This window comes from Bacillus sp. FSL K6-3458, from assembly GCF_038005045.1.
GTDB lineage: Bacteria > Bacillota > Bacilli > Bacillales > Bacillaceae > Bacillus > Bacillus altitudinis.
Genome location: NZ_JBBOSI010000001.1, coordinates 2,129,093 through 2,151,587, shown reverse-complemented (window position 1 = coordinate 2,151,587; position 22,495 = coordinate 2,129,093). Strand labels below are relative to the sequence as shown.

Here is a 22,495-nt window from a genome sequence, read left to right as displayed (position 1 = left end):
CTAATTTCTTTATTGTAGCACACCCTACTCTTCTAAAAGAAAGGGTTAAAAAGCCTATTCATTGAAAATCCTTTTTAGTTTACATAATGATTTTATAGTAGTCTATTAAATATTTGCATCATGAAAATGAATTCGGTAAAATGGCAAATAATCCTACTGCTTCCTCTCGAATATTTCAGGGAGGGTTAACACTTGTTTACATTATCAGATATGTGGACGTTTTGCTGGTCGTTTTTCGTCATTCTTCCTATCGTTGCCATCTTGCATCAGCTGGGCCATATTGTAGTCGCCTGGCTGTTTGGAGCAAAGGTTTCGTTTGCGCTTGGCAGAGGCAAAAAAGTATTGAAAATAGGCGTCGTTGAAATTAGAAGAATCTATTTTCTAGATGCATTTTGCCACTATGAAGAAATGAGGAGAAATAACCGTTTCTCACACATTCTTGTCTACTTAGGCGGATCATTATGCAACCTGCTCAGTGTTCTCATATTGAACACAATGATCGCCAACGATTTCCTGCCAGAACATCAATTTTTCTATCAATTTGCTTACTTCTCAGTCTACTATGTATTTTTTGCTTTACTGCCAGTACAGTATGCAGATCATCATCCGAGTGATGGGCAAGCGATTGTGAACATCATTCGTCACGGTGAACCATGCGACATCATTGATTAAGATGAGTGGCTTTCACTGTCGATTTGATACTGAATCGTTAAAAAAGGAATACCGAATAGCTTCATTTGATGAATTGCTGTGAGACTTTTTTCCGTCTCCGGTTTCATATGAAAGCTTTCTTCCATTGGCAGTTTCATGGTGATGAAAGACGTATGCAAATACAATCCTTCATCACCCGTACTGCCATTTGGACTTTTACTTTTTAATAGAAAATCTTCCTTTTCATTCAAAGGTTTTAAAATAGCCGTAAGCTGTGAAAAAGGAAGCGGCAAAGCAATATTCATATAGACTGTCTCTTCATCATGGTGCTGGGCATAGAGCGCATAAAAGACTTGCTCGCCTTTCTCATTGCGCCTGATCCACACACGTACATTCTTCCTTTCTTCAAGAGGATGTTGAAATCTTGAAAGACTCCCCGGCATTTCATATGGCATTCGTGATGACCCTAAATAGAGCTGTCCTATTTGTCTAAAAACAGGTTGAAGCAAAAAGACAAACGGCCTTACCCACCAATGAAAACAGACGGCTGCTTTTAACGTAAAGGACATCGGGTCCTCATAAAATCTGCGAATAACCGGTGACACACTCTCTGCTGAAAATGCCTTTCCATTTAATTGGTCAAGAGAATCGACTAAACCAATCTTCTCATCATGCTGCATGTCGTCATGTTGAAAAGACATGACCTGAAAACGACCGTGAACTCTCGATACCGGAAAATCCTTCTGTTTCAATCGATCAGCTGGTCTTTCAATCAACCATCCAATGAGGCCTGGTAAAATAACCAAACTTGCATTGATACTGCCATGAAACCAAATCATTTGATCCATGCTGATGTAGGTAACATGTAAAAGCATTCCGGCAGAATAAAGGAATGATAGGACGATGGTTCCCATTAACATGATGCTAGAAAACACAACGAACCCTTTTGCGACAGTTGAACGAAAAGAAGTTGTCATACACAAAATTCCATACAAATAAAGTGCGATCACATACAAAATGACGCTGAACGTATCAAACAGGCGAGAATAGCTGATTCCAACAGCAATCATCACTGGCGACAGTAAAATAACCCAGCCGCCCACTTTGTATAGCGTCGTCTCTTTTTTCCGTTGCCTTCCTAATAAGCCATAAAAGATAGGGATAAAAAAAGCCGAGTAATGAAAATGAATAGCAGTCAAAAGAACAATCATCGGTGAAAATGTCATCACTTGTATATCTGCTATGTACAGCCAGAACCAAAGCCCACCTAGAGCGATATACATACATGCGCCATCGATCATCAGCTCATGAAGCGGATGAGCCCCTCTTTTCAGCAAACGGGTGAAACCAAATAAAGCCAGAATCATTGTAAAGAAAAGCCATCCCAAGGCAAGCCAAAGAGAATGATAGATGAATGCGCCTGTTGCACATAGAGCTGCTACTGGAAAGGCTTTCATTATGAAACCGATCAGCCCCTCCTGCTGCCGTTTCTTCTCTTCCTGATAAAAAAAGTGTAAGAAAGCGGGAAGAAAAAATAAAATCGCAATCAAAACAAAAAATTCTGGTATGGGAGCTGTCGTCAAACGTGTAACGAGAAAGCAGGACATCAACACGATGCTACACATCAAATGCCATTTATTCATGAGATGACACCCTTTCCGTAAACCGGCCCTTATAAGTAAAAAGAGTGCCAAAAAGGCGATTTTTCACTTGAACATCAATCGTATACTCACCTGCACGCTCATCGTACCCTTCTGTTACATCAGATTCACCGTAAAGCCAAGAAGGGAGCGGCCACTCTCGCCCAAACAGCAAAAACTTTTGCTTACCTGATTGAATGTGCAAGAACCCTTTTTCCGTGACTGTAAAATGAAGCTCTGACACAAGAAGCCTAGGTTTTCCAAAGTAGTCCAGTACTTGATGGCTCTTCTGATCAATGATCATATCTGCATCAAAATGTCTTTCCTTTTCAGGAAAATAGAACGTTCGAAACCAGTGCATCCCTTCTTCTCCCTTACTTGTCGTAAAAGGCTTGTTCACAATTTGGAAGGGAATATTTCGCCCTCTTTCAGGAAAAAAACAGCGAAACAATGGGCCGATTTTGAATAACAATCGGATGAGCTTTGTCCCGCCTCCTATTTCCTCCATGATGCCTTCGGCCGTAAACGCGCGGTTATAACGTTCTTTTAATGTTGGATGCAGCTTATCGTAATCCTTTACTTGATGATGATGAACGACCATGTCTACCTCCCCTTTTTCGTTTGATCGAAAACACATCAACACAATCTTTTAAATTAATCATTCCTGCAACGGATAAAATGAAAAATGCACTCAGCACCAGCGGCTCGTGCAGAGTTGTTTCTGGCGATAAAATCCCTATACCAAGCATCAGCAGCAGAAAGATGCTTTGAAGGATGAATATATATTTCTTTGGCAGTTTAGGCATGAGCCATGATACACCTAATAGCGCATAAAACAATCGAAATCCGGTGCTATGTTCAAAAGCAGAAGGTGAAAAAGGAATGATCGCTTGACATAACCAGACGATAGCAAACAACAAACAAATGCCATAATGGGCAAGTGTTCTCTCTAGCAGCAACCGGGGATGCGTGCCCTTTTCAAGCCACGTCTTTAATGCGCCAAAGCTAAAGGCAGTCATAAACCCCATCATTGGTCGAAAAAACAAACGGTCTGCCCATTTCCACCCTTTTCCTTCCTTTGTTTCATAATCAAATTGCGTTTGAAACACAATGTGATCATTCGTTTTCATGTATTTCCAATACCCTCCGCCTTCTTTGATGAAAGACAAAGGGTGTGATGATTTAAATTGAAGTGAGGATGCTCTTTCATGACGCTCATCCTTCACGCTCGTTCGATACGCTCCTGTCCCAGTTACACTAATGCCGAATCCAAGGTGTTTCTCATACAAAAAGGATTGGGGCTGTTCATCACTAGGTCCATTTAATGAAATGGTCGAAAATCGCAAATCCCATTGTTCATGAAGCTTTGGATTTTGCGTATACTCCCATACTTTTTCAATAGGTGCTTGAATGGTTGTTTCCACATAAACAGGCTTTCTTTTCATCTGCCTCTACTCCTCTATGTGAATTATTTCACATAATAAGCATACCATGTTTCACAAAACTGTCAAATCTTTATTGGTTTTTTGCCCAAAAAATGTTTTGATTTGTTTACATCTCCTTCATCATATCGGTTCGATACATAAAAAAGACCTGTCAACGAGACAGATCTTCTTGCTCTTTGATGCCTGCAATATAAAGACGGACCGCATAGCTCACACTATCTTCAAGGTGTTCTTTCCGTTGAAATCCCTTTTTATTTGAAATATCTCCAAAACCGTGCAGTAAGCTTCTGAGCCCTCTGACGACATGCGTCATGTCCTCTTCTTTTACACCAAAACGAGACATGATGGATTGGACAAAATCAGCAAGATGCTCTGCAGCCACACTGACTTCTTTTTCATTCATATGTGAAAAAGCAGCCTCATAAAGACCGGGATGCTGACGAACAAATTGAACATATTGTCTTGCAAATGCTAAAACAGCGTCTTCTTTTTCCAGCCCCGCTGTTACTTGTTTGCCGGCCTCACAAAGCATTGTCAGCCCCTTGACAGCAAGAGCTGCCTGTATTTCATGAAGACCGGATATATGGTTGTAAAGAGATGGTGGTCTGATGTTAAGCCGTTTGGACAATGTTGCAATAGTCAAAGCGGAAAAGCCCTCTTCATCGACAAATTCGATGGCAGATTCAACAATTTTTTCTTGTGTGATACCCATTCTTGGAGACATGGCTTACTGTCCCCCCTTTTGTAGCTGCTGCTTCCTTTTTTCGATAGCGGCTCTGAGCTTTGCCTCAGGCTCTATGATGAGATCACCATGTCCTGCTGCGAGACAAGACAAGGGAAGTGCCAGTAATTTTTCAGCGCTTTTTAGTGCTGTTTCTGCATCCCAAGTGGCAAAAGCCGGGAATGGAAAGGTGAAGCGAAACTCACCCGTTACAAATAAACCGCCTTTTGTCACAACTGCATCACCCGCAATGACACCCCCTGACTTTTCATCGTATAAAGAGATGCTTCCTGGTGTATGTCCTGGTGTGGCAATGACTTTCAGGGACCCAATCTCGTCCCCTTCTTCAACAAGCACGTCTGGTTTTGTGTGAATGTCTTTTGAAAAACTGCCTTTGACTTTTTTCTCTGGCTCACCAGGAAGTAAAGAGAAATCGCCAGCAAACAGGCGAGCATCTCGTTTCGATAAATAAACAACTGCCTCTGGAAAAACCTTTTTCACTTCATCTAGTGCGCCAATATGATCCATATGACTATGAGTCAGAATAATTTTTTTAATGGGTTTGTTTAATTGATGTGCAAATTCAATTATCGAGCTTGCTGCCATTTTCAAAGCTGCATCAATTAAGATGAGTTCATTCTCTTCCTCAAATACATAACAATTTACCGGAAAAATACGCGGCATTAATGTAAGCTGGTGCAAACGGTCAAATGTTGTCAATCTCATCTTGTTTTCCCCCTAAAACTAATGTCGTTAGTTTTATATTAACTAATATCATTAGTTTTAGCAACTATTTTTTCATCGACAGCAATATAAATATCAATTTGCGCTTCTTTTGGATCAATCGATCGTTCGTCGTACCATTCAAAATCGCCAGTATATGTTCGCAAATAACGCTGATCCCAACTCCAAATCTGCTGCCATGTTTCAAACACAACCTCTTCAATCGGGCCCTTTCTCGTTTGAAATCTTGCGTAGGTGGAGCCTGGAATCTCTTTTGCATCTTGTGCTAGCTGCTGGTCAACCAATTGCCCCGCTGTGAACAAATAAGCGCCATTTTCATCCTTTTCATAATCTGAATACAGCCCTATGACTGGCGCATGTCCTCCGCGAAGCTGCTGCGTGAAAAATTGCTGCCAAAGCGGTGCAATCTTCCGCTCGTTTGTTTGCTCCATTTCGTTTGTTGTTCGAACAGATAATCCCTTGATCCATTGTTTCTGTAAAATCACGATATCGTACATACATTCTCATCTCCTTTTTTTCCATCATATAAAAAGAAACCTGACAACATTGTGTCAAGTTCCTTTTGGTTTTTGAAATTGTTTCAACTTGAGATCAAACGCTTCCCGAACGGATGGCGGAGAGACAATGTCGACATCTGGCCCTAAATAAAAAAGAAAGCTATATAACCAATCATCCTGAGGCAACGTGATTGTGGCAAGATACGTACCATCTGCACATACGGTAAATTCATTTTCATCTATCCATTCCTTCACTTTACCAACAGAATCTTCAGTCAACCTGAGCGTTAGTGTACTGACGGAAGGTTCTTCGTGCCAAGAATCATTCCAAGGCTTTTCTTCATTTTTTATTCGTTTAGGAAGAAAGGATACTGAATGCGTGATAAGGTCTGACATTCTTTTGAGTTTAAACAGGCGAAACGCTTTTTTCACGCAGCAATACGCATACAAATACCAGTGTCTTCCTTTTAAGACAAGTGTATAAGGCTCTACTTTTCTAGGAAGTGTTTCGCCTTTTGCATTGCGGTAGGTGAACTGGATATATTGATGCGCTGAGGCAGCGGTATGAATGAGCTGGAGCTTCTTTTCTAAGTAGCTGTCTTTCCCCCAAGAGCTTAAATCAATAAATACATGTTGCTGTTTTTCATTTTGAGACGGAATCAGGGATTTCATTTTCTTTAGTACATGTTCACTTTCTTTAAAGGTGTATGCACTCGTAATGCTTTCAAGAGCTGTTAAAATCAGTTCAATATCATCATCGGTGAATAATTTTTTCTCTAGACGATAGTCGTCAACGAGTGAAATTCCACCCCCTGCGCCTTGTTTTGTGACAACTGGAATCCCCGCTTGATTAATCGTATCAATGTCACGGTATATGGTTCTTACGCTCACTTCATGTAGTTCAGCGAGGTCTTTCGCCTGTACTTGCCGTTTGCTAATCAGTATCATCACAATGGACAAAATGCGATCAATTTTCATGACTTTTCCTCTTTTTCATAAATATAGGTTTTGATTTGATAAAAAAAGAAAGAATGGTAATGATAAGTAACAGCCAGCATTCGTTTACATCCCTGCCTGTGCAGGAGGAGGTTGCATCATGACACATTACGTATGGCAGTTGTTCATGATCGGGATCGTCATGCTCGTCTGGATCATCATTCGAATGAATCGAATGAGACGCTATCAGCTTGTGCGCCCGGTAAATCTTTTCATGAGAATGTATGTATTTAGTCTCACTGCCCTTATTCTCTTATCAGAAGGATGGCAAAATCACAGTATTTTTATCTATGCCGTCATTGGCATGATCTTCGGGAGCAGTCTCGCCGTTCACGCCTATCAGACGATTCAGATGAAATTAGAAAATGGCCGGCTGTATATGAAAACAAGTAAATGGATTGAAAGCTTTATTTTATGTTTGTTTTTATCTAGGCTTGCATTTAAATCGGTCAATCTGACAACACATGCGATCACCAAAATGGATATCGTTGAATTGTATCAGCATATTGTCAGCGATGATGCGCTGACAATACTCAGCTTTTTCCTTCTAGCGGCTTACTATATTGTGTTTTCTTATCAAATGATGAAAGCAAATAAACGATCAACCCAAGTACATCATGCATAAAAAACCTTCCTATATAAAAGTAGGAAGGTTTTTTCTCAATCATGCTGTGCATGGTGTATCATTTGTTCAAGCACTTCCATCACATGCTGATCTTCAGGACTGTAAAAAATCGAGGTCCCTGCTCGTCTAGATTTCACGAGACGAAGATTTTTTAAAAAGCGCAGCTGATGAGATACGGTTGATTGCATAAGGTTTAGTGTTTCTGCTATATCATTTACTGAATGTTCACCTTGAGACAGCAAATGCAGAATACGAATACGCGTCGGATCAGATAAGGCTTTAAATGTTTGGGAGACAAGAAATAGACTTTCTTCGTCCAGCTCCATCCGTTCCTGTTCTTGATTTGTATTCAGTTCTTCCTTCATTTCGCTTCACCTTTCTTGTCAGTCAACTCACGACTTATTCTATGTATCATCATATACCAAAACGTGTAGCATGCAAAGCTTCCACACCTTTTGAAAAAAGATTTATTCAAATAGCATTGACACGTGGTAGCATTCTTTTTAAAATGAGCATTATTTATTCATTTTTTTAGAGGAGCTGATAGGCAAATTGACTGAAGAGCCAAGACTAAAACGCAGCCTGACTGTTTTTCCACTTGTTGTGATCGGGCTTGCTTATATGGACCCACTTGTCGTATTTGATTCATACGGCATTGTTGCTCAGCTGACGAAAGGACACGTTGCTGCAGCTTATATCTTTACTTTACTGGCATTACTATTGACAGCGCTTAGCTATGGGAATATGGTGAAGGCTTTTCCAAAAGCAGGATCTGCATATACATACGCGCAAAAAAGTATTCATCCTCACGTTGGCTTCCTTGTAGGCTGGACACTATTGCTGGACTATTTATTTTTGCCTATGGTGAATTTTGCAATCGGAAGTGCATATTTAACCGCAGCCTTTCCTGATGTACCTCATTACATTTGGATCATCATACTTGCTATCGCCATAACGACTGTCAATGTAATCGGTATACGTCTTACAGCCAACATTACAGCGCTTTTTGTGACCTTTCAGGTGATTGTCGCTGTGACATTTGTTGGGTTTATTATTTATGGGCTCACGCAGCATGCAGGCACGGGAGAGATACTATCAACCCGTCCGTTTTATTCAGCGAGCTTAAATCCCGCCCTTATTTTTTCCGGCGCGACGATTTTATGTTTTTCTTTTCTAGGATTTGATGCGATTTCGACCATGTCTGAGGAAACAATTAAACCAAAAAGAACGATTCCTCTCGCCATATTTTTAACGGTCGCTATTGGAGGTGTGCTGTTTACCCTCACCTCTTATTTTTTACAGCAGGTGTTTCCAAATTTTCAACAGTTCAAGCATCCAGATGCGGCATCACTTGAAATTGCAGAATTTGTGGGCGGCGCGTTTCTCCACTCATTCTTTTTAGCCGGCACCATGGTCGCTGTCATCTCTTCCTCCCTATCATCACATGCGAGTGCCGCAAGACTCTTGTATGCGATGGGAAGAGATCAATCATTACCAAAGCGTTTCTTCGGTTATATTCACCCAACATTGAAAACGCCTGTATTTAATATTTTATTAATTGGTGTTTTTTCGTTAACCGCAGTTGTTGGTGAGCTTGAGGTCATTTACTCGTTTATCAGCTTCGGGGCATTAATTGGATTTACGTTTGTTAACTTGTCTGTTTTCGCTTACTATTTCATCAAACAAAAACAAAGAGGTGTATTAAACACACTGAGGTATGCCATCATCCCTCTTTGCGGAACGGCTTTTTGTATTTGGCTCTTAACAAGCATCAGTACAAATGCATTAATCATCGGCATGGTGTGGCTCATGATCGGTTTTGTTTATTTCTGCTATAGACTGAAAACAAGAACAGAATTTACGTTTGGCTATGATTGAATATAAGGTTTTCACTTGGTATCCTGTGCAGGATATGGCATAATATAAAGGCTGTACTTCCCTTTTAAAAGCGGGGCAAAACAGGGGTGAACTGACCTTGAAAAAGAAAAAAACAGGATGTTTTGCCATTTCAGGCTGTTTCACGATTTTTCTGTTTGTTTGCGTATTAGCGGCCATTGTCATTTCCTTTAATCAAAAGGAGTTAAAAAAGCTGCCGATTGATACGGAATCAATTGTTTTGTCGAGACTGGATGATTACAAACCGCTTGTAGAAACAGAGTTAAGAGATCAAGATTTAGATCAATATACCGCGTTAATTCTCGGTATGATGTATCAAGAATCAAAAGGCAGAGGCGGAGATCCAATGCAGTCCTCTGAATCTCTTGGTTTGAAACGAAATGAAATCAATGACCCTCAGAAAAGCATTAAACAAGGAGTCCATCATTTTTCAACCATGTACAAGCATGGGAAGAAAAAAGGCGTTGATTTGGAAACCATTATTCAAAGCTATAACATGGGAATCGGCTATATTGATTTTGTTGCAAAAAACGGGGGAAAACATTCCGAAAAATTGGCAAAGCAATACTCCAAAAAGCAAGTGAAGCGAAACCCTGAAGTCTATACATGCGGGGGCGACAAAGATAACTTCCGCTATCCGTATTGCTACGGTGATTTCACTTATGCTGAAAAAGTAAAAGAAAAAACGAAAACAGTTGAAGAAAAGATGAAATTGGCTTCATCATCCACACCATCATCGTAAAAAAAGCACTTCCATGAAGGAAGTGCTTTTCATTTTATGAATGCTCTTTCCCGATTTCCGGCAGGATCGTCTTGGCTAAATGCTGATCCATTTCTTCATATTCATCATAATGAATCGTTTCATATAGCTCTTTTCTCGTTTGCATGTCCTCCAGCATTCCCTGTTGCGTCCCCTTTTCTTTAATCTCTGTAAATAAACGCTCATACGCTTTTGCAGCAACTCTCAGGGATGACACTGGATAAATCACCATTTGAAAGCCAAACATAGAAAATTCGTCTGCATGATAATAAGGTGTTTTTCCAAACTCCGTCATGTTTGCAAGAAGCGGCCCTTTTATATTGTTTGAAGCATACGTGAAATCTTCTGCTGTGATCAGCGCCTCAGGAAAAATGGCATCTGCTCCTGCTTCTAGATAGAGATTAGCCCGGTGAATGACATCCTCCATCCCGTTTACTGACTTCGCATCTGTTCTTGCGATGACGAGAAGTGTAGGTGCCGCTTGTTTGATCGCTTTGATTTTCGCCATCATGTCTTCTACAGAAACGAGTGATTTTCCGTTTAAATGTCCGCATTTCTTCGGCATTTGCTGATCTTCAATTTGAACAGCCGCTACCTTGCTCTCAACCATTTCTTTTGCTGCCCTGGCTGCATTTAATACCCCGCCATAGCCAGTATCCATATCAACTAAAAGAGGCAGCTGAGAAGCTCGAATGATTTCCTTTGCCTTTTCCGCCATTTCAGTGGAATGAATCATCCCGAGGTCAGGAAGCCCTTTGCTTGCGCAAAAAGCGGCACCCGATAAATAAAGCCCTTGAAATCCGATTTTCCTCGCATAGAGCGCAGACATTCCATCGTGAACGCCTGGAATTTGAAATAAAGCGGATTTGTGCATTTGCTCTTTAAAAGCTGCGGCTAAGTCAGCTTGATTTACTTCATCATTCACGATCCACACACTAGCTCCCCCTTATATGACAAATAAATCCATAAATGCTGGTACTGTCGTTGTTTTTAATTGATTTGGATTTTGGCAAAGTGAAACAATTTGATCGACTTGTTTTTGTGGAAATCTCGTTTTCAAATGATATGCCCATTTCTTTTCAAGCAGCGGGATCCCTTCCTGCCTTCTTCTGCGATGACCAAGCGGATATTCAATTTCAATTCGATCTGTCATCGTTCCGTCTTTAAAGAAGATTTGAACACAGTTTGCAATTGATCTCTTTTTCGGATCTAAATAGTCTTCTGTATACCGTTTATCTTCTTTGACGATCATTTGATCACGCAAACGGTCAATGAGCGGATTCTGCGCCGTCTCTTCTTCATAATGATCAGCAGTCAGCTCACCATAGATTAACCCAATGGCCGTAATATACTGCAAGCAATGGTCACGGTCTGCCGGGTTGTAAAGCGGTCCTTTTTTATCAATAATTCGAATGGCTGATTCATGTGTCGTAATCTCAATCCTGTCAATCTCATCTAAACGGTCTTTTACCGCGTCATGTAGAATGACAGCGGCCTCAGCGGCAGTTTGCGCATGAAATTCTGCTGGATAGGCAATTTTAAAGAGTACATTTTCGATCACATATGACCCGAGCGGCTGGGCAAGTGTGAGTGGTTTTCCTTTCATTAACACATCTTCAAATCCCCACTTTTCTGCACTGAGGGGCGTCTGATAGCCCATTTCTCCTTTCAATGTCATCATCGCTAGTCTCACTGCACGGCTTGTGGCATCCCCTGCTGCCCACGATTTCCTTGATCCTGTGTTCGGGGCATGCCGGTACGTTCTAAGCGGTGAATTATCCACAAATGCTTGTGATAACACATGCTGCACATCTTCTTTCGTTCCGCCAAGCATTGCACAAACGACTGCACTTGATGCCACCTTGACAAAAAGAACATGATCCAAGCCATTTCGATTCAAACAATTTTCTAAAGCAAGCACACCTTGTATTTCATGTGCCTTTACAATCGCATGCAGTACGTCATTCATCGAAAGCGGTTCTTCTCCGTTTGCAAGCCTCGTTCTGCTGATATAATCGCTTACAGCCAATATCCCACCCAGGTTATCTGAGGGATGGCCCCACTCCTGTGCAAGCCACGTGTCATTATAATCTAACCAGCGGATCATACATCCTATATTAAAAGCCGCTTGAACAGGATCTAATACAAATGAAGTGCCGGGCACTCTTGCTCCGTTAGGGACAACAGTTCCAGGTACGATTGGTCCAAGATGCTTCGTGCATTCTGGAAAGTTGAGCGCCAGCATACCGCAGCCGAGTGTATCCATAAGTACATACCGAGCTGTTTCAATGGCCTCTTTGCTCGTAATTTCTCCATCCACGGCATAGGCTGCGATATCTGCTAATAGTTGGTCTGTTTGATTGGCTACTGCTGTTTTATTCATATTCATTCCCCCGTTTTTCCATCATCATTTGAGACTTTTAATCCTCTTGGTCCTAAATACCGTACTCTCGGTCTAAAAATCCGATTGTGTGAATGCTGCTCGATGACATGCGCTGCTAATCCGCTTGCTCTCGCAGCAAAGAAAATCGGTGTATAAAGTGAAATAGGAATGCCGAGCACGTAATAAATAGGTGCTGCGTAATAATCAAGATTTGGATAGAGGTTTTTCTTTTCTTTCATGTATGCCTCGCCTGCGACGCACATGTCATAAAGCGTCGTGTCTCCTTTTGATTCGGTAAGCGTTTTCAACGATCGTTTTAAAAGAGCCGCTCTTGGGTCCATTTTTCTCATGTATACCCGGTGTCCAAAGCCCATCATTTTTTCTTTTGCGGCTAATTTACGTTCGATGAGCGCAAGGAAACCTTCTGTTGTTTTGCCTTCGAGCAGCATGTGCATGACTGCTTCGTTTGCGCCTCCGTGTAAGTCACCTTTTAATGAAGAAATCGCTCCAGTAAAAGCACCATACATGTCAGAATGAGTAGATGCAATGACTCTTGCTGCAAATGTTGAATTCGGCAGCTCATGCTCACTATAAAGTGTGAGCGTTTGGTCAAATGCTTTGATTTCGTCTTGTGCCGGAGTGCGGCCTGTTAACATCGCTAGAAAGTTTTCAGTGTAGGATTTGGTCTGGTCTGGAGTAGGTGTGGTGTCTTGTGTGAGAATATGATAGCTTCCCGCAACAATCGCTGGCAGCTGGCCAAGTAATCGAACGGCACGCGCTTGTTGGCATGCTTCTGATCGATCATTCAGTTGTTCATCGTACCCTGCAAGAGCAGATAAACACGTTCTCATGGCATCCATTGGGTGAGTGGTTTTTGGCAGTTTTGTCAAAATGGTTTGAATGGTTGGATGTAAGCTTGTTTGTGAGGAAATATCTTGCTGAAATTGGTGATATTCCATTGCATCTGGTAATCTTCCATAAATGAGCAGATAGGCTGTTTCTAAGTACGTCTTGCTTTGTGCCAGCTCGATGAGGTCATAACCGCGAATCACAATTTCTTCTTGCTGGACATCTAGGAACGAAATTGACGTTTCGCTTGCCACAATGTCTTCAAGCCCCGGTTTGTACTGCAATTGTTCAGTCATCATATAACCCCCGTTTCGTTCAATTGTGTTCTCCAAACGAGCAAACGGCCAGACATGATGTGATTCTATAGGTGGGAAGATACCGTGCAAGTCGGATACCCAATTCCCATTTTATCCAAAGCACTTCATCTTGTAAATAAAAGAACGTATGTCCAGATGGACATACGTTAGCTGTAGTATGGAGAAATCATAATATATACGATGACACCTGTTAGACTGACATAGAGCCAAAGAGGCATGGTCCATCTGGCAATTTTACGATGACGTTCGACTTGCATTTGTGCGCCTCTAAAGAGGGTGATCAGTGCAAGCGGTACAATGACGGCAGATAAGACGATATGTGTGATGAGAATAAAGAAGTAAATCGGACGAATGATTCCTTCTCCCCCGAAGTGTGTATCAGCTGCCATTGAATGATACGTTACATACGAAATTAAAAAGACAAGTGTTGTTGAAAAAGCAGCAAAGATAAATCGTCTATGGGCTTTAATGTTCTTTTGTTTAATCATAATGAGCGCTGAAAGTAAAAAGATAAACGTAAAACTGTTCATCACGGCATTCAGTAACGGCAGAAATGTAATATCCAGATGACTAAATTTATCTGTTTTTGGCATGAAAAATAATAAAGCAATTAAGCCGTTTATGGCAATTGTTAAAAAGACAACAATGCCGGTGAAATTTTTCGGTTTTTGATTCTGTTCGTTCATGTTTGAAAACCTCTCTTTATTAGTTCCGACTAAGAGTATGTTATTTAACTTTGTCTCTAAAGTCAATGAATTCGCTGTCTTCGTCGAATTTTAGACAAACTTGCCGATTGCCTGCCTTCTAGCGGCTTGAAAGATCCACTCACTTCCTTTAGAATGGGAATTTGTGTGGTTTTTATCAACTCTTTTATGAAAGGAGCAATAGACTTGTCAATCTTACAGGAAACAACAAAAGATGTGAAGACATTAGAGCAAGAATTACAGCAGTTGCAGTTCCAAATGTATCGAATGCAAGAAAATATAAAAGATATTTCAAAAAAAGCAAAGATTATTGGCATTGATCAAGCGAAGGAAGATGAATGGATGATCGTCTCTGCAATTGAGAATGCAGATACGTGCAAAATCATGTTAAGCGATTGTGAAAAAGCTTTTCGCGGACAATCTGATTTTTCCTTGATCGCGGAATATCCTGAAGAAGGAAAGATTCACATTGCCGATATTAAAGGCCCGCCTGATAATGGCTATGGATCCATTTGTATGAAGCATTTAAAAGAAATCGCAAGAGAGCAAAACATTCCAGTCATTACTGGGGATCTCGTCAAAAGAGATTGGAACCATGTGGACCGCCTGATTCATTTTTATGAAAAACACCATTTTGATGTCCAAATTAATTGGAAAGAGCAAAGTGGAGAAATTTATTGGGTGGACAGCTAACGACACAAAAACCAGCGTTGAGATGGACTTATACGCTGGTTTTTGTCGAAAATGCGAATTTTTCAGAAAAATATGTGTATTTCCGGCCAAAAAAAGGTATAATAAAAGCATCAGGCCGCCACCTGATGCTTTCTTCCAAAAACAATAGACTACTAGTTAAGTACTTTCACTTTGACTGATTTTACGCCCCAATTTTTAGCTTGGGATTTGCTTGGTACGTGTACATCAATTTTGTTACCTTTAATTGCGCCGCCAGTATCTGCTGCGATGGCTTCACCGTAGCCTTCAACATAAACCTTACTTCCTAATGGAATGACATTAGGATCTACTGCGATTACTTTTGCATTTGGGTTTTTGTTTAAGTTTACCCCTGTTGCAGTGATACCTGAGATGCCACCATCATTTGCTGTATAAGCCGTAGCCGTTACAGTCATTTCTTTTTGAACACTTTGACTAGCAGAAGATGATTCTGCTTTAGCTGTTTCCTTTTTAGGAGCAGCTTTTTTCGTTGTTTGCTCTTTTTGGACAGGTGCCTGTTTTTGAACAGGTTCTGAGCTTACCGGAGCTGAGCTTTGACCAGCAACACTTAATGTTGAACCAATCATAATTATATCTGAGTTTAAGTTATTCCAAGACTTAATATCGCTAATTGACACATTGAATTTTTGAGCGATTTTCCAGAGGCTGTCCCCCTTCTGGACTTTGTACTGCTCCTGAGTTTTCTCTTTTGAAGAGATTGTCAATTTATCTCCTACATAGATCATGTCTGTAGATAAATTGTTCCAACCCTTTAGGTCCTTTAGAGACACATCATTTTTTTGAGAGATTCCCCAAAGTGTATCACCTTTCTGTACAGTGATTTCCTTTGCAGAAGCTTGCTGTGCTCCTAATGCTGTTGTTGAGATTGCTGCAACAGCAACCAAGGACATAATAGTCTTCTTCATAAAGTAAATCCTCCCTTGTTAGCTTTTTATGGCGGCTAACGAGTGCTATCGTAACATATGTAAATGTCATTTCAATAACAAAACGATATGTTTTAGATTACAGTTCCTTTACATGAAACATCTCTCTCCATTGGTAAATCAGCCCACTAAATGGCTCAATTCCGCATCATATCAAGGTTTTATAGGGATGGAAATCATCATGATGAAAACGCGTCCAAGTGAAACGAAAAAAATTTATTTTCCTTCTTCAAACTCTTTATTTTTTCTCTTTTTCTATAAATAAACGAATTTCTTCTAAAAAAACATCTCCATATTTCTCTCTTTTTTGTGCACCGACACCTTTAATATTTAAAAGTTCTTCTTCTGTTTTAGGCTCTACTGCTGACATTTCCTTCAATGTTTGATCAGAAAAGACAACAAATGGCGGAACGCCCTGCTCTCTTGCCAACTTCATTCTGACCATTCTTAACTGCTCAAATAATGCATCATTTTCTTGAATAGCCTCTGCCTTTATCGCCTGCTTTTTATAGACGGTCTCCTGCCCCACTAGCACTTTCTTTCCTTTTTGTGTCACTTTTAGTGTTGGAAAAGCTCCTTCAGACATGTGTAAATACTCTTCCGTAATTAAAAATTCAATGAAATCACTGATATGTTGGGCTGAATGCTGTTTCATTAAAGCATAAGTAGGAAGCCGGTCGAAACCAAAATCAAGCACTTTTTTGTTTTTAGAGCCGGCTAATACTTGAGCTATCATCATTTTTCCGAATCGTTCGTTCATTCTAACGGTACACGACAAAACCATTTGTGCTTCTCTCGTGACGTCTTCACGCTCTCTCTCGTCTAGACAGTTGCTGCATTTTTGACAAGGGGCACTTGATGATTGGTCAAAGTAATCCATCACAAATTGCTGAAGGCACTGTTCCGTATGACAGTAGTCTACCATTTGTCTCAACTTGAGCAATTCATGCTGATACCGCAATTCATCTTCTGTTGATTGTTCAATGAGAAAGCGCTGCACGCGTACGCCTTGCGGTGAAAACAGTAAAATGCATTCACTTTCAAGCCCGTCTCTCCCGGCACGTCCTGCTTCTTGGTAGTAACTTTCAATATCTCTTGGAATTTGATGATGAATGACAAAACGTACATTAGACTTATTAATCCCCATACCAAATGCAGATGTAGCTACCATTACTTGAATATCATCATTTAAAAAAAGATTTTGCTGTTCTTCTCTCACTTCATCATCTAATCCTCCGTGATAAACACCCGCTTTGATCTTTTGCTTTTTTAGACGATGATAAATTTGATCTGCTTCTTTTCGTGTGGCTGTATAAATAATGCCTGACTCAAGACTGTTTTTCTTCATATATTGTGTGATGAATTGGTCGCTGTTTTGCCCTTTCACCACTTGAAAAGACAAATTTTCTCTAGCAAAACCAGTAAAGATTGTTTCTTCTTCGTCCATGCCAAGTTGCTCACATATATCCTGTTGGACCTTCTTTGTAGCAGTGGCTGTTAATGCTACAATAACAGGCCTTTTTGAAAGCTTGTTTACACATTCTTGTATAAAGCGATAGCTCGGTCTAAAATCATGTCCCCACTCAGATATACAGTGCGCTTCATCAATAGCCATTAAAGGAATCGTCAATCGATCAAGCAGCTGAAAAAAACGTTCATTTTGTAAGCGTTCAGGGGTGATATAAAGCAAATCATACTCCCCCTGTTCACATTTTTTCAGCCTTGTATTCATTTCACCTGCTGAAAGTGTACTATTTAAAAAGGACGATCGTATTCCCATCTCATTTAACGCATCAACCTGATCTTTCATTAAAGAAATAAGCGGAGATACAACGATTGTCGTTCCTTCCATCATAAGGGCAGGAATCTGGTAGCAAACCGATTTCCCTCCGCCTGTCGGCATAATGCAGACCGTATCCTTCCGTTTATTCACAATCGATTCAATGGCTTGTTTTTGTCCTTGTCTAAAAACATCAAAGCCATAATATTGTTTAAGAAGTGCTTCTGCTTGTTGTAACATCCAATTCCCTCTCCGTCGTTTGTTTTGTCTATTTTAACATACATTTGTACATCCACATTCGGTCTGTTCAAAATCGTATTTTGGACAAAATAAAAAGCCATTTTCCAAAAATGGAAAATGGCTTGAATCATCCTAGGAAAAGCTGCGGATGCCGTAATCTAAGTAAGAAAGTTTTAAACCACCACTCCTCAAAGTGGGTGTTTGCAGAAACGTTCCTGTCTTCCTCTCGAAGGAGGCGTGACATTCCGGCTTCAATATAAAACTCCCTATTACAGCTTAAAGGTTAAAACTTAATTAACATTACGCGCATCGCAGCCTTTAAACTATACTACACGAAAGTTTATTAAATTTCAAGATATGTTTTTTCTAAAAAAATACTCATGTATACAAGATTTTTGTCCATGTAGACGTGGGAAAACATTATGTTGAGAAAACATAAATTCCTCTCATCATGTTATTTTTCCTCATCTACATCAACATCTTGCTCTTCTTCTAGCCTTTCATACGTATCTGAATGTAATTGATCCATTGTTTCTCTATTTGTTAAATCACGCATTTGCTCAGAGAACGAACGGTCAAATTCATTTGGATCTTGATTGGTTTCTTCATTTTTCTTTGCATCAATTGAATAACGAGTATAGGGTACTGCTTTCAAACGGTCATATGGAATATCTTTTCCTGTTTTTTCACAAATTCCATATGTTCCGTCTTCCATCCGCTTAAGCGCCGCATCAATTTCACCTTCGATCTGATCATCGACTTGATCCAGCGTCTGTTCGGTCATGCGATCTAAATAGATGCTTCCGTGATCTGCGATATGGTTTCCAACACCATTTGAAATCTCATTCGATTCGACCAGCATGGATTCTTCTTTCTTTTTTGATCCTTTCACATCTTCTTTTAATTGAATAAGTCTTTCATATAAATCAGCTTTTTGCTCTTTCGTTAAGCTCACGGTCAATCACTCCTTTCTCTTTACCTTCCCGCTCCATGCGAAATGAAAACATCAAAAAAAGCCGCCGCCTTTGGCAGCAGCTTTCTTCATTTAAAGATTGCGAAGTGCTTCTTCTACTGGTGTATCACCTTTGATTAAGTCAAAGGCTTTATTTTTCACATTGGATTCCGTTAAGCTTTCCACTAAGACAGTGGCTACATCTTCTCTTGAAATCTCAATGTCACGATCGTCTGGAATATGAGCAGCCGCTTCTATTTTCCCTGTCTTCTCCTCATGCAGCAGTGCTCCTGGCCGCACAATGGTGTAAGAAAGACCAGACTGTTTTAAATGTTCATCGGCTTTTCTTTTCGCTTCATAATAAATCTCCATACTGCCTTGTCCTTTTCCTTGATGAGGATCGTCGGCATTATAAGAACTCAGCATCACAAAATGCTGAATATTTTCTTTTTTGGCTGTATCAACGAGGCGTTTTGCCCCCTCTTGATCAACAGCGATGGTTTTATCTGCACCTGTTTTTGAGCCTGAACCAGCTGCAAAGATGACAGCTTCTGCTTGCTTCACAGCATCTGTCACATCCTTTTCAAGATCACCGATGACAGGCGCTGCTCCAAGTTCTTTTAGCGCATCTGCTTGTTTTTCATCTCGAATGAGAGCAAGCGGCTCATGTCCTTTTTCTTTTAAATATCGAATGACAAGTCTCCCTGTATGTCCGTTTGCTCCAGCAACTAATACTTTCATTGTTCATTCTCCTTTCTGTATCTGTTTCATCTTTATCCTTTTTTGATGTGATTCAAACACACGAATAGAAAAAAGCCTTCCCCACTGTGATGGGAAAAGCTCAAGGGATATGCGATAGATAAAAATAAGAACAAAGAATGAGAAAAGTGCATGTGATCTATGTAATCGCATCGTTGATCAGCAAAGATGTTTTGTTAAAATGGCCTGCACGTCACTCAAATCTGTATCTTTAGAAAAATCGAGTTCAAATACTTTTGAGCTTGTAACAAGCAGCATACCAGTGTCCTGATCAAACACGCCAGCTTCTTGAATGGCAAAACTTTCAATTGATCGATACGGCAAGGAGACCCTGACTTTCTTTTTAGAAAATACGCGGTTATCGCCAAAGATCAGTCGTTTATTGGTGAAACAAATTTGGTCGTGACGCAGTCTGTAAACAGCCTCAATTCTTTCTCCTTCAATTAATAAGGATTCGAATTTTTTATGATCATTTTGTTTACTGACAGAAAAAATACCCACGTAAACCCCCTCTTCCTGCATCAAATTCCTTTATGACAAAACGGCCACACGGCTCTGTGGGTACGTTTTATTCTCACTTATAGAATACGCTATAAATCGTCGTTATTCCATTACGAATAGATTAAATTTCATTTAACTTTTTCTTTTTGATCCGATGCTCTTTCCTCTACTTATTTAGACTGTTAAAGCAGGAAAAAAGTTTCAGGTTTTTCAAGAAATCATTCGTTATGAGACCATAAAAAAACAGTGATTATGTAAAATCACTGTTTTAAATGACTATTCATCTTTCGGGGTATCAATCGTTCCTTCGGCATACACATCAGAAATTTGCTCAAGTGTCATCGCCATATCAGCATCTTCATTGTCATGCCAAGCATTTTGATGTTTCTGCTCTTCTTGCTGCTGCTTTTTCATCATCATCACCCTTTACTGTTTTTCTTAGTATGAGTGATGACCATCAAAATCATTCAGCAGAATTGTCTTCGAAATACTCTTTGTAATACCCGCCTACTTTACCCGTATTATCAACGACAAAGAGAAATTCCTCTGTTTCATTTTTCACATCATATGTGTGTCCAACCGTTAATGCCCGGTCAACCATATATTTTTTCGCATTTGTATGTACACATTTTACTTGTTTTACCGTTTCAGCCGTTTGCCAGTTTTGATGGATCATGATTTAAAAACTCCTTTTTTCATCTATACATTTATTGTAGCCAATTTTTCGTGAAATGCAATGAGTGTTATCGATTGCTTTCAAAGATGTCGTGTAATATGATAAATGTATACGTTTACATGTGTGTGCGTATACAAATGGCTTCATGTCCACTTTTTCCACCTAGAACTCGCAGAACAACCCATATCTTTAAGGAGGTTTGTTTATTTATGAGCTCTACAACACTTCAAATCAGTTCAAAACTCGAATCTTTTCTCCAAGGGACGAAAAAACTCTACATTAACGGTCAGTTTGTCACAAGTCATGATAACAAAACATTCTCTACGCCTAACCCTGCCACAGGAGAAACCCTTATTGATGTATATGAAGCAGGTGCAGCCGACATTGATGAGGCAGTAAAAGCTGCTAAAAAGGCGTTCCATGGACCTTGGCGTTCTATGTCTGCAGCCGAACGTGCCCGCTTGATGTTTAAGCTGGCAGATTTAATGGAAGAACACCAAGAAGAACTGGCTCAGCTGGAAACACTTGATAATGGAAAACCAATTAATGAAACAACCAATGCGGATATCCCTCTTGCCATTGAGCACATGCGCTATTATGCAGGGTGGACCACAAAAATGACTGGACAAACCCTTCCTGTCAGCCAGGGATATTTTAATTATACCCGCCATGAGCCTGTGGGCGTTGTGGGACAAATCATTCCTTGGAACTTCCCGCTGCTCATGGCCATGTGGAAAATGGGTGCTGCACTAGCAACAGGCTGCACCATCGTTTTAAAGCCAGCTGAACAAACGCCACTATCTGCTTTATATTTAGCTGAATTAGTGGATAAAGCCGGGTTCCCAGAAGGCGTGATTAACATCGTTCCTGGATTCGGTGAAACAGCCGGTGAAGCATTAACCGATCACCCTGATGTCAATAAGCTGGCTTTCACTGGATCAACAAGTGTTGGGAAATTGATCATGGAGAAAGCAGCCAAATCCATCAAGCGTGTTACTTTAGAGCTTGGCGGAAAATCGCCGAATATTATTTTACCAGATGCTGATTTAAAGAAAGCCATTCCAGGTGCATTAAACGGCGTGATGTTTAACCAAGGTCAAGTGTGCTGTGCAGGATCAAGGGTCTTTGTGCACCGGAGCCAATATGATGAAGTCGTCGATCAAATGGCTAAATATGCGACATCACTAAAACAAGGAGCTGGTCTTCATCATGATACCCAGATTGGGCCTCTAGTGAGTAAAGAGCAGCATGAACGTGTGTTAGGTTATATTGAAAAAGGGAAGTCAGAAGGTGCAACAGCCGTAGTCGGTGGTGACTGCCCTTATGAAGCAGGCTATTTTGTCTCTCCTACTGTCTTTAAAGATGTAGAAGATGAAATGACAATCGCAAAAGAAGAGATCTTCGGTCCAGTTCTATCTGCGATTCCTTACGATTCCATTGATGAAGTGGTCGAACGGGCCAATCAATCTGACTATGGGTTAGCGGCAGGACTTTGGACAGAAAACTTAAAGCATGCTCACGATATCGCTGCACGCCTAGAAGCAGGAACCATTTGGGTCAACTGCTATAATGTCTTTGATGCCGCCTCCCCGTTTGGCGGATATAAACAGTCAGGCCTTGGCAGAGAAATGGGATCATATGCCCTTAACAACTATACAGAAGTCAAAAGCGTGTGGATTAATCTGCAAGACTAATCATTTAAGA

At 40.4% G+C, this 22,495-nt stretch carries 25 protein-coding genes and 1 other RNA gene; 6 read left to right on the top strand and 20 right to left on the bottom strand.

Translation table 11 applies throughout. The features are described 5' to 3' along the window. The first annotated feature begins 192 nt into the window (after positions 1–192). Positions 193–672: a hypothetical protein gene (locus MHH23_RS11595; RefSeq protein WP_007500681.1), complete on the top strand. Its 480-nt coding sequence runs from the start codon at positions 193–195 to the stop codon at positions 670–672. Here the strand turns inward: MHH23_RS11595 and MHH23_RS11590 are convergent. The 7 genes from MHH23_RS11590 to MHH23_RS11560 form a co-directional block, all read right to left on the bottom strand. After that, entirely contained in the window at positions 669–2,294 is a 1,626-nt protein-coding gene (locus MHH23_RS11590) for a YndJ family protein (protein WP_138278620.1), read from the bottom strand. The two genes, MHH23_RS11595 and MHH23_RS11590, sit on opposite strands and share 4 nt — an antisense overlap. Then, the gene (locus tag MHH23_RS11585; protein ID WP_268440220.1) at positions 2,287–2,892 is read right to left on the bottom strand and encodes a DUF4166 domain-containing protein; all 606 of its coding nucleotides are present in this window, start codon (positions 2,890–2,892) and stop codon (positions 2,287–2,289) included. The genes MHH23_RS11590 and MHH23_RS11585 overlap by 8 nt, the downstream gene beginning before the upstream one ends. Further along, positions 2,855–3,736 (bottom strand): membrane protein, encoded by an 882-nt coding sequence (locus tag MHH23_RS11580; protein ID WP_039169644.1) that lies wholly within the window; start codon positions 3,734–3,736, stop codon positions 2,855–2,857. The genes MHH23_RS11585 and MHH23_RS11580 overlap by 38 nt, the downstream gene beginning before the upstream one ends. A 151-nt stretch (positions 3,737–3,887) precedes the next feature. After that, positions 3,888–4,460 carry a TetR/AcrR family transcriptional regulator gene (locus MHH23_RS11575; protein ID WP_041507091.1) on the bottom strand — a complete coding sequence of 191 codons (573 nt, stop codon included), beginning with the start codon at positions 4,458–4,460 and terminating at the stop codon, positions 3,888–3,890. A gap of 3 nt (positions 4,461–4,463) precedes the next feature. Next, a complete protein-coding gene (locus tag MHH23_RS11570) occupies positions 4,464–5,183 on the bottom strand; it encodes an MBL fold metallo-hydrolase (protein ID WP_282901072.1) in 720 nt (239 codons plus the stop codon). Between the two features lie 38 nt (positions 5,184–5,221). Further along, positions 5,222–5,698, bottom strand: a complete 477-nt coding sequence (locus MHH23_RS11565; protein ID WP_046526860.1) for a GyrI-like domain-containing protein — start codon at positions 5,696–5,698, stop codon at positions 5,222–5,224. 54 nt (positions 5,699–5,752) lie between these two features. Then, a complete protein-coding gene (locus tag MHH23_RS11560; RefSeq protein ID WP_282901071.1) occupies positions 5,753–6,676 on the bottom strand; it encodes a helix-turn-helix transcriptional regulator in 924 nt (307 codons plus the stop codon). A 118-nt stretch (positions 6,677–6,794) separates the two neighbouring features. On the opposite strand from MHH23_RS11560, the gene MHH23_RS11555 reads away from it, so the two are divergent. Beyond that, on the top strand, positions 6,795–7,319 hold the full coding sequence (locus MHH23_RS11555) for a mother cell-specific membrane sporulation protein (protein ID WP_135009157.1): 525 nt from the start codon (positions 6,795–6,797) through the stop codon (positions 7,317–7,319). A 35-nt stretch (positions 7,320–7,354) separates the two neighbouring features. Here the strand turns inward: MHH23_RS11555 and czrA are convergent, their stop codons facing one another. Continuing rightward, positions 7,355–7,684: a Zn(II)-responsive metalloregulatory transcriptional repressor CzrA gene (czrA, locus tag MHH23_RS11550; RefSeq protein ID WP_007500691.1), complete on the bottom strand. Its 330-nt coding sequence runs from the start codon at positions 7,682–7,684 to the stop codon at positions 7,355–7,357. A 187-nt stretch (positions 7,685–7,871) separates the two neighbouring features. Between czrA and MHH23_RS11545 the strand changes: the two genes are divergently transcribed. Both MHH23_RS11545 and MHH23_RS11540 read left to right on the top strand, forming a co-directional pair. Beyond that, positions 7,872–9,197 carry an APC family permease gene (locus MHH23_RS11545; protein WP_340959518.1) on the top strand — a complete coding sequence of 442 codons (1,326 nt, stop codon included), beginning with the start codon at positions 7,872–7,874 and terminating at the stop codon, positions 9,195–9,197. 97 nt (positions 9,198–9,294) lie between these two features. Beyond that, entirely contained in the window at positions 9,295–9,957 is a 663-nt protein-coding gene (locus MHH23_RS11540) for a lysozyme family protein (protein ID WP_017359484.1), read from the top strand. A gap of 34 nt (positions 9,958–9,991) precedes the next feature. Here the strand turns inward: MHH23_RS11540 and prpB are convergent, their stop codons facing one another. The 4 genes from prpB to MHH23_RS11520 all read right to left on the bottom strand — a co-directional run bounded on the left by prpB (position 9,992) and on the right by MHH23_RS11520 (position 14,210). Then, complete coding sequence (gene prpB / locus MHH23_RS11535) at positions 9,992–10,909, bottom strand: methylisocitrate lyase (RefSeq protein WP_335352776.1); 918 nt, start codon at positions 10,907–10,909, stop codon at positions 9,992–9,994. A 12-nt stretch (positions 10,910–10,921) separates the two neighbouring features. Further along, on the bottom strand, positions 10,922–12,358 hold the full coding sequence (locus MHH23_RS11530; RefSeq protein ID WP_039165498.1) for a bifunctional 2-methylcitrate dehydratase/aconitate hydratase: 1,437 nt from the start codon (positions 12,356–12,358) through the stop codon (positions 10,922–10,924). 2 nt (positions 12,359–12,360) lie between these two features. Continuing rightward, positions 12,361–13,503 carry a citrate synthase gene (gene mmgD, locus MHH23_RS11525; RefSeq protein ID WP_019743303.1) on the bottom strand — a complete coding sequence of 381 codons (1,143 nt, stop codon included), beginning with the start codon at positions 13,501–13,503 and terminating at the stop codon, positions 12,361–12,363. A gap of 167 nt (positions 13,504–13,670) precedes the next feature. Next, the gene (locus tag MHH23_RS11520) at positions 13,671–14,210 is read right to left on the bottom strand and encodes a DUF420 domain-containing protein (RefSeq protein WP_008346516.1); all 540 of its coding nucleotides are present in this window, start codon (positions 14,208–14,210) and stop codon (positions 13,671–13,673) included. A 204-nt stretch (positions 14,211–14,414) separates the two neighbouring features. Between MHH23_RS11520 and MHH23_RS11515 the strand changes: the two genes are divergently transcribed. Beyond that, positions 14,415–14,921, top strand: coding sequence for a GNAT family N-acetyltransferase (locus MHH23_RS11515; protein ID WP_008346514.1), 507 nt, complete (start codon positions 14,415–14,417; stop codon positions 14,919–14,921). A 152-nt stretch (positions 14,922–15,073) separates the two neighbouring features. On the opposite strand, the gene MHH23_RS11510 is transcribed toward MHH23_RS11515, so the two are convergent. The 8 genes from MHH23_RS11510 to MHH23_RS11475 all read right to left on the bottom strand — a co-directional run bounded on the left by MHH23_RS11510 (position 15,074) and on the right by MHH23_RS11475 (position 20,791). Next, positions 15,074–15,865 (bottom strand): LysM peptidoglycan-binding and 3D domain-containing protein, encoded by a 792-nt coding sequence (locus MHH23_RS11510; RefSeq protein WP_007500712.1) that lies wholly within the window; start codon positions 15,863–15,865, stop codon positions 15,074–15,076. A gap of 256 nt (positions 15,866–16,121) precedes the next feature. Continuing rightward, positions 16,122–17,903, bottom strand: coding sequence for a DNA helicase RecQ (recQ, locus tag MHH23_RS11505; RefSeq protein ID WP_138278629.1), 1,782 nt, complete (start codon positions 17,901–17,903; stop codon positions 16,122–16,124). Between the two features lie 135 nt (positions 17,904–18,038). Beyond that, positions 18,039–18,224, bottom strand: a non-coding RNA gene (gene ssrS / locus MHH23_RS11500) — 6S RNA. Between the two features lie 133 nt (positions 18,225–18,357). Then, positions 18,358–18,858, bottom strand: coding sequence for a TraR/DksA family transcriptional regulator (locus MHH23_RS11495; RefSeq protein ID WP_144665617.1), 501 nt, complete (start codon positions 18,856–18,858; stop codon positions 18,358–18,360). 90 nt (positions 18,859–18,948) lie between these two features. Beyond that, the gene (locus MHH23_RS11490) at positions 18,949–19,596 is read right to left on the bottom strand and encodes an SDR family oxidoreductase (RefSeq protein ID WP_017367442.1); all 648 of its coding nucleotides are present in this window, start codon (positions 19,594–19,596) and stop codon (positions 18,949–18,951) included. A 177-nt stretch (positions 19,597–19,773) separates the two neighbouring features. After that, complete coding sequence (locus tag MHH23_RS11485) at positions 19,774–20,115, bottom strand: PH domain-containing protein (RefSeq protein WP_008346505.1); 342 nt, start codon at positions 20,113–20,115, stop codon at positions 19,774–19,776. A gap of 276 nt (positions 20,116–20,391) precedes the next feature. Beyond that, complete coding sequence (locus tag MHH23_RS11480; protein ID WP_327859671.1) at positions 20,392–20,532, bottom strand: YozQ family protein; 141 nt, start codon at positions 20,530–20,532, stop codon at positions 20,392–20,394. 46 nt (positions 20,533–20,578) lie between these two features. Beyond that, positions 20,579–20,791, bottom strand: coding sequence for a DUF6501 family protein (locus tag MHH23_RS11475; RefSeq protein WP_017367443.1), 213 nt, complete (start codon positions 20,789–20,791; stop codon positions 20,579–20,581). 209 nt (positions 20,792–21,000) lie between these two features. Between MHH23_RS11475 and MHH23_RS11470 the strand changes: the two genes are divergently transcribed. Next, positions 21,001–22,485 (top strand): aldehyde dehydrogenase family protein, encoded by a 1,485-nt coding sequence (locus tag MHH23_RS11470; RefSeq protein ID WP_019743300.1) that lies wholly within the window; start codon positions 21,001–21,003, stop codon positions 22,483–22,485. The last annotated feature ends 10 nt before the right edge of the window (positions 22,486–22,495 follow it).

Coding starts and splice junctions, on each gene's coding strand:
- MHH23_RS11560 (WP_282901071.1), bottom strand. CDS start 6,676: ATGAAAATTGATCGCATTTTGTCCATTGTGATGATACTGATTAGCAAA.
- MHH23_RS11570 (WP_282901072.1), bottom strand. CDS start 5,183: ATGAGATTGACAACATTTGACCGTTTGCACCAGCTTACATTAATGCCG.
- MHH23_RS11520 (WP_008346516.1), bottom strand. CDS start 14,210: ATGAACGAACAGAATCAAAAACCGAAAAATTTCACCGGCATTGTTGTC.
- MHH23_RS11575 (WP_041507091.1), bottom strand. CDS start 4,460: ATGTCTCCAAGAATGGGTATCACACAAGAAAAAATTGTTGAATCTGCC.
- MHH23_RS11585 (WP_268440220.1), bottom strand. CDS start 2,892: ATGGTCGTTCATCATCATCAAGTAAAGGATTACGATAAGCTGCATCCA.
- MHH23_RS11490 (WP_017367442.1), bottom strand. CDS start 19,596: ATGAAAGTATTAGTTGCTGGAGCAAACGGACATACAGGGAGACTTGTC.
- MHH23_RS11480 (WP_327859671.1), bottom strand. CDS start 20,532: ATGATGAAAAAGCAGCAGCAAGAAGAGCAGAAACATCAAAATGCTTGG.
- MHH23_RS11530 (WP_039165498.1), bottom strand. CDS start 12,358: ATGAATAAAACAGCAGTAGCCAATCAAACAGACCAACTATTAGCAGAT.
- MHH23_RS11475 (WP_017367443.1), bottom strand. CDS start 20,791: ATGATCCATCAAAACTGGCAAACGGCTGAAACGGTAAAACAAGTAAAA.
- MHH23_RS11580 (WP_039169644.1), bottom strand. CDS start 3,736: ATGAAAAGAAAGCCTGTTTATGTGGAAACAACCATTCAAGCACCTATT.
- czrA (WP_007500691.1), bottom strand. CDS start 7,684: ATGAAGGAAGAACTGAATACAAATCAAGAACAGGAACGGATGGAGCTG.
- recQ (WP_138278629.1), bottom strand. CDS start 17,903: ATGTTACAACAAGCAGAAGCACTTCTTAAACAATATTATGGCTTTGAT.
- MHH23_RS11510 (WP_007500712.1), bottom strand. CDS start 15,865: ATGAAGAAGACTATTATGTCCTTGGTTGCTGTTGCAGCAATCTCAACA.
- MHH23_RS11470 (WP_019743300.1), top strand. CDS start 21,001: ATGAGCTCTACAACACTTCAAATCAGTTCAAAACTCGAATCTTTTCTC.
- MHH23_RS11555 (WP_135009157.1), top strand. CDS start 6,795: ATGACACATTACGTATGGCAGTTGTTCATGATCGGGATCGTCATGCTC.
- MHH23_RS11565 (WP_046526860.1), bottom strand. CDS start 5,698: ATGTACGATATCGTGATTTTACAGAAACAATGGATCAAGGGATTATCT.
- MHH23_RS11590 (WP_138278620.1), bottom strand. CDS start 2,294: ATGAATAAATGGCATTTGATGTGTAGCATCGTGTTGATGTCCTGCTTT.
- mmgD (WP_019743303.1), bottom strand. CDS start 13,503: ATGACTGAACAATTGCAGTACAAACCGGGGCTTGAAGACATTGTGGCA.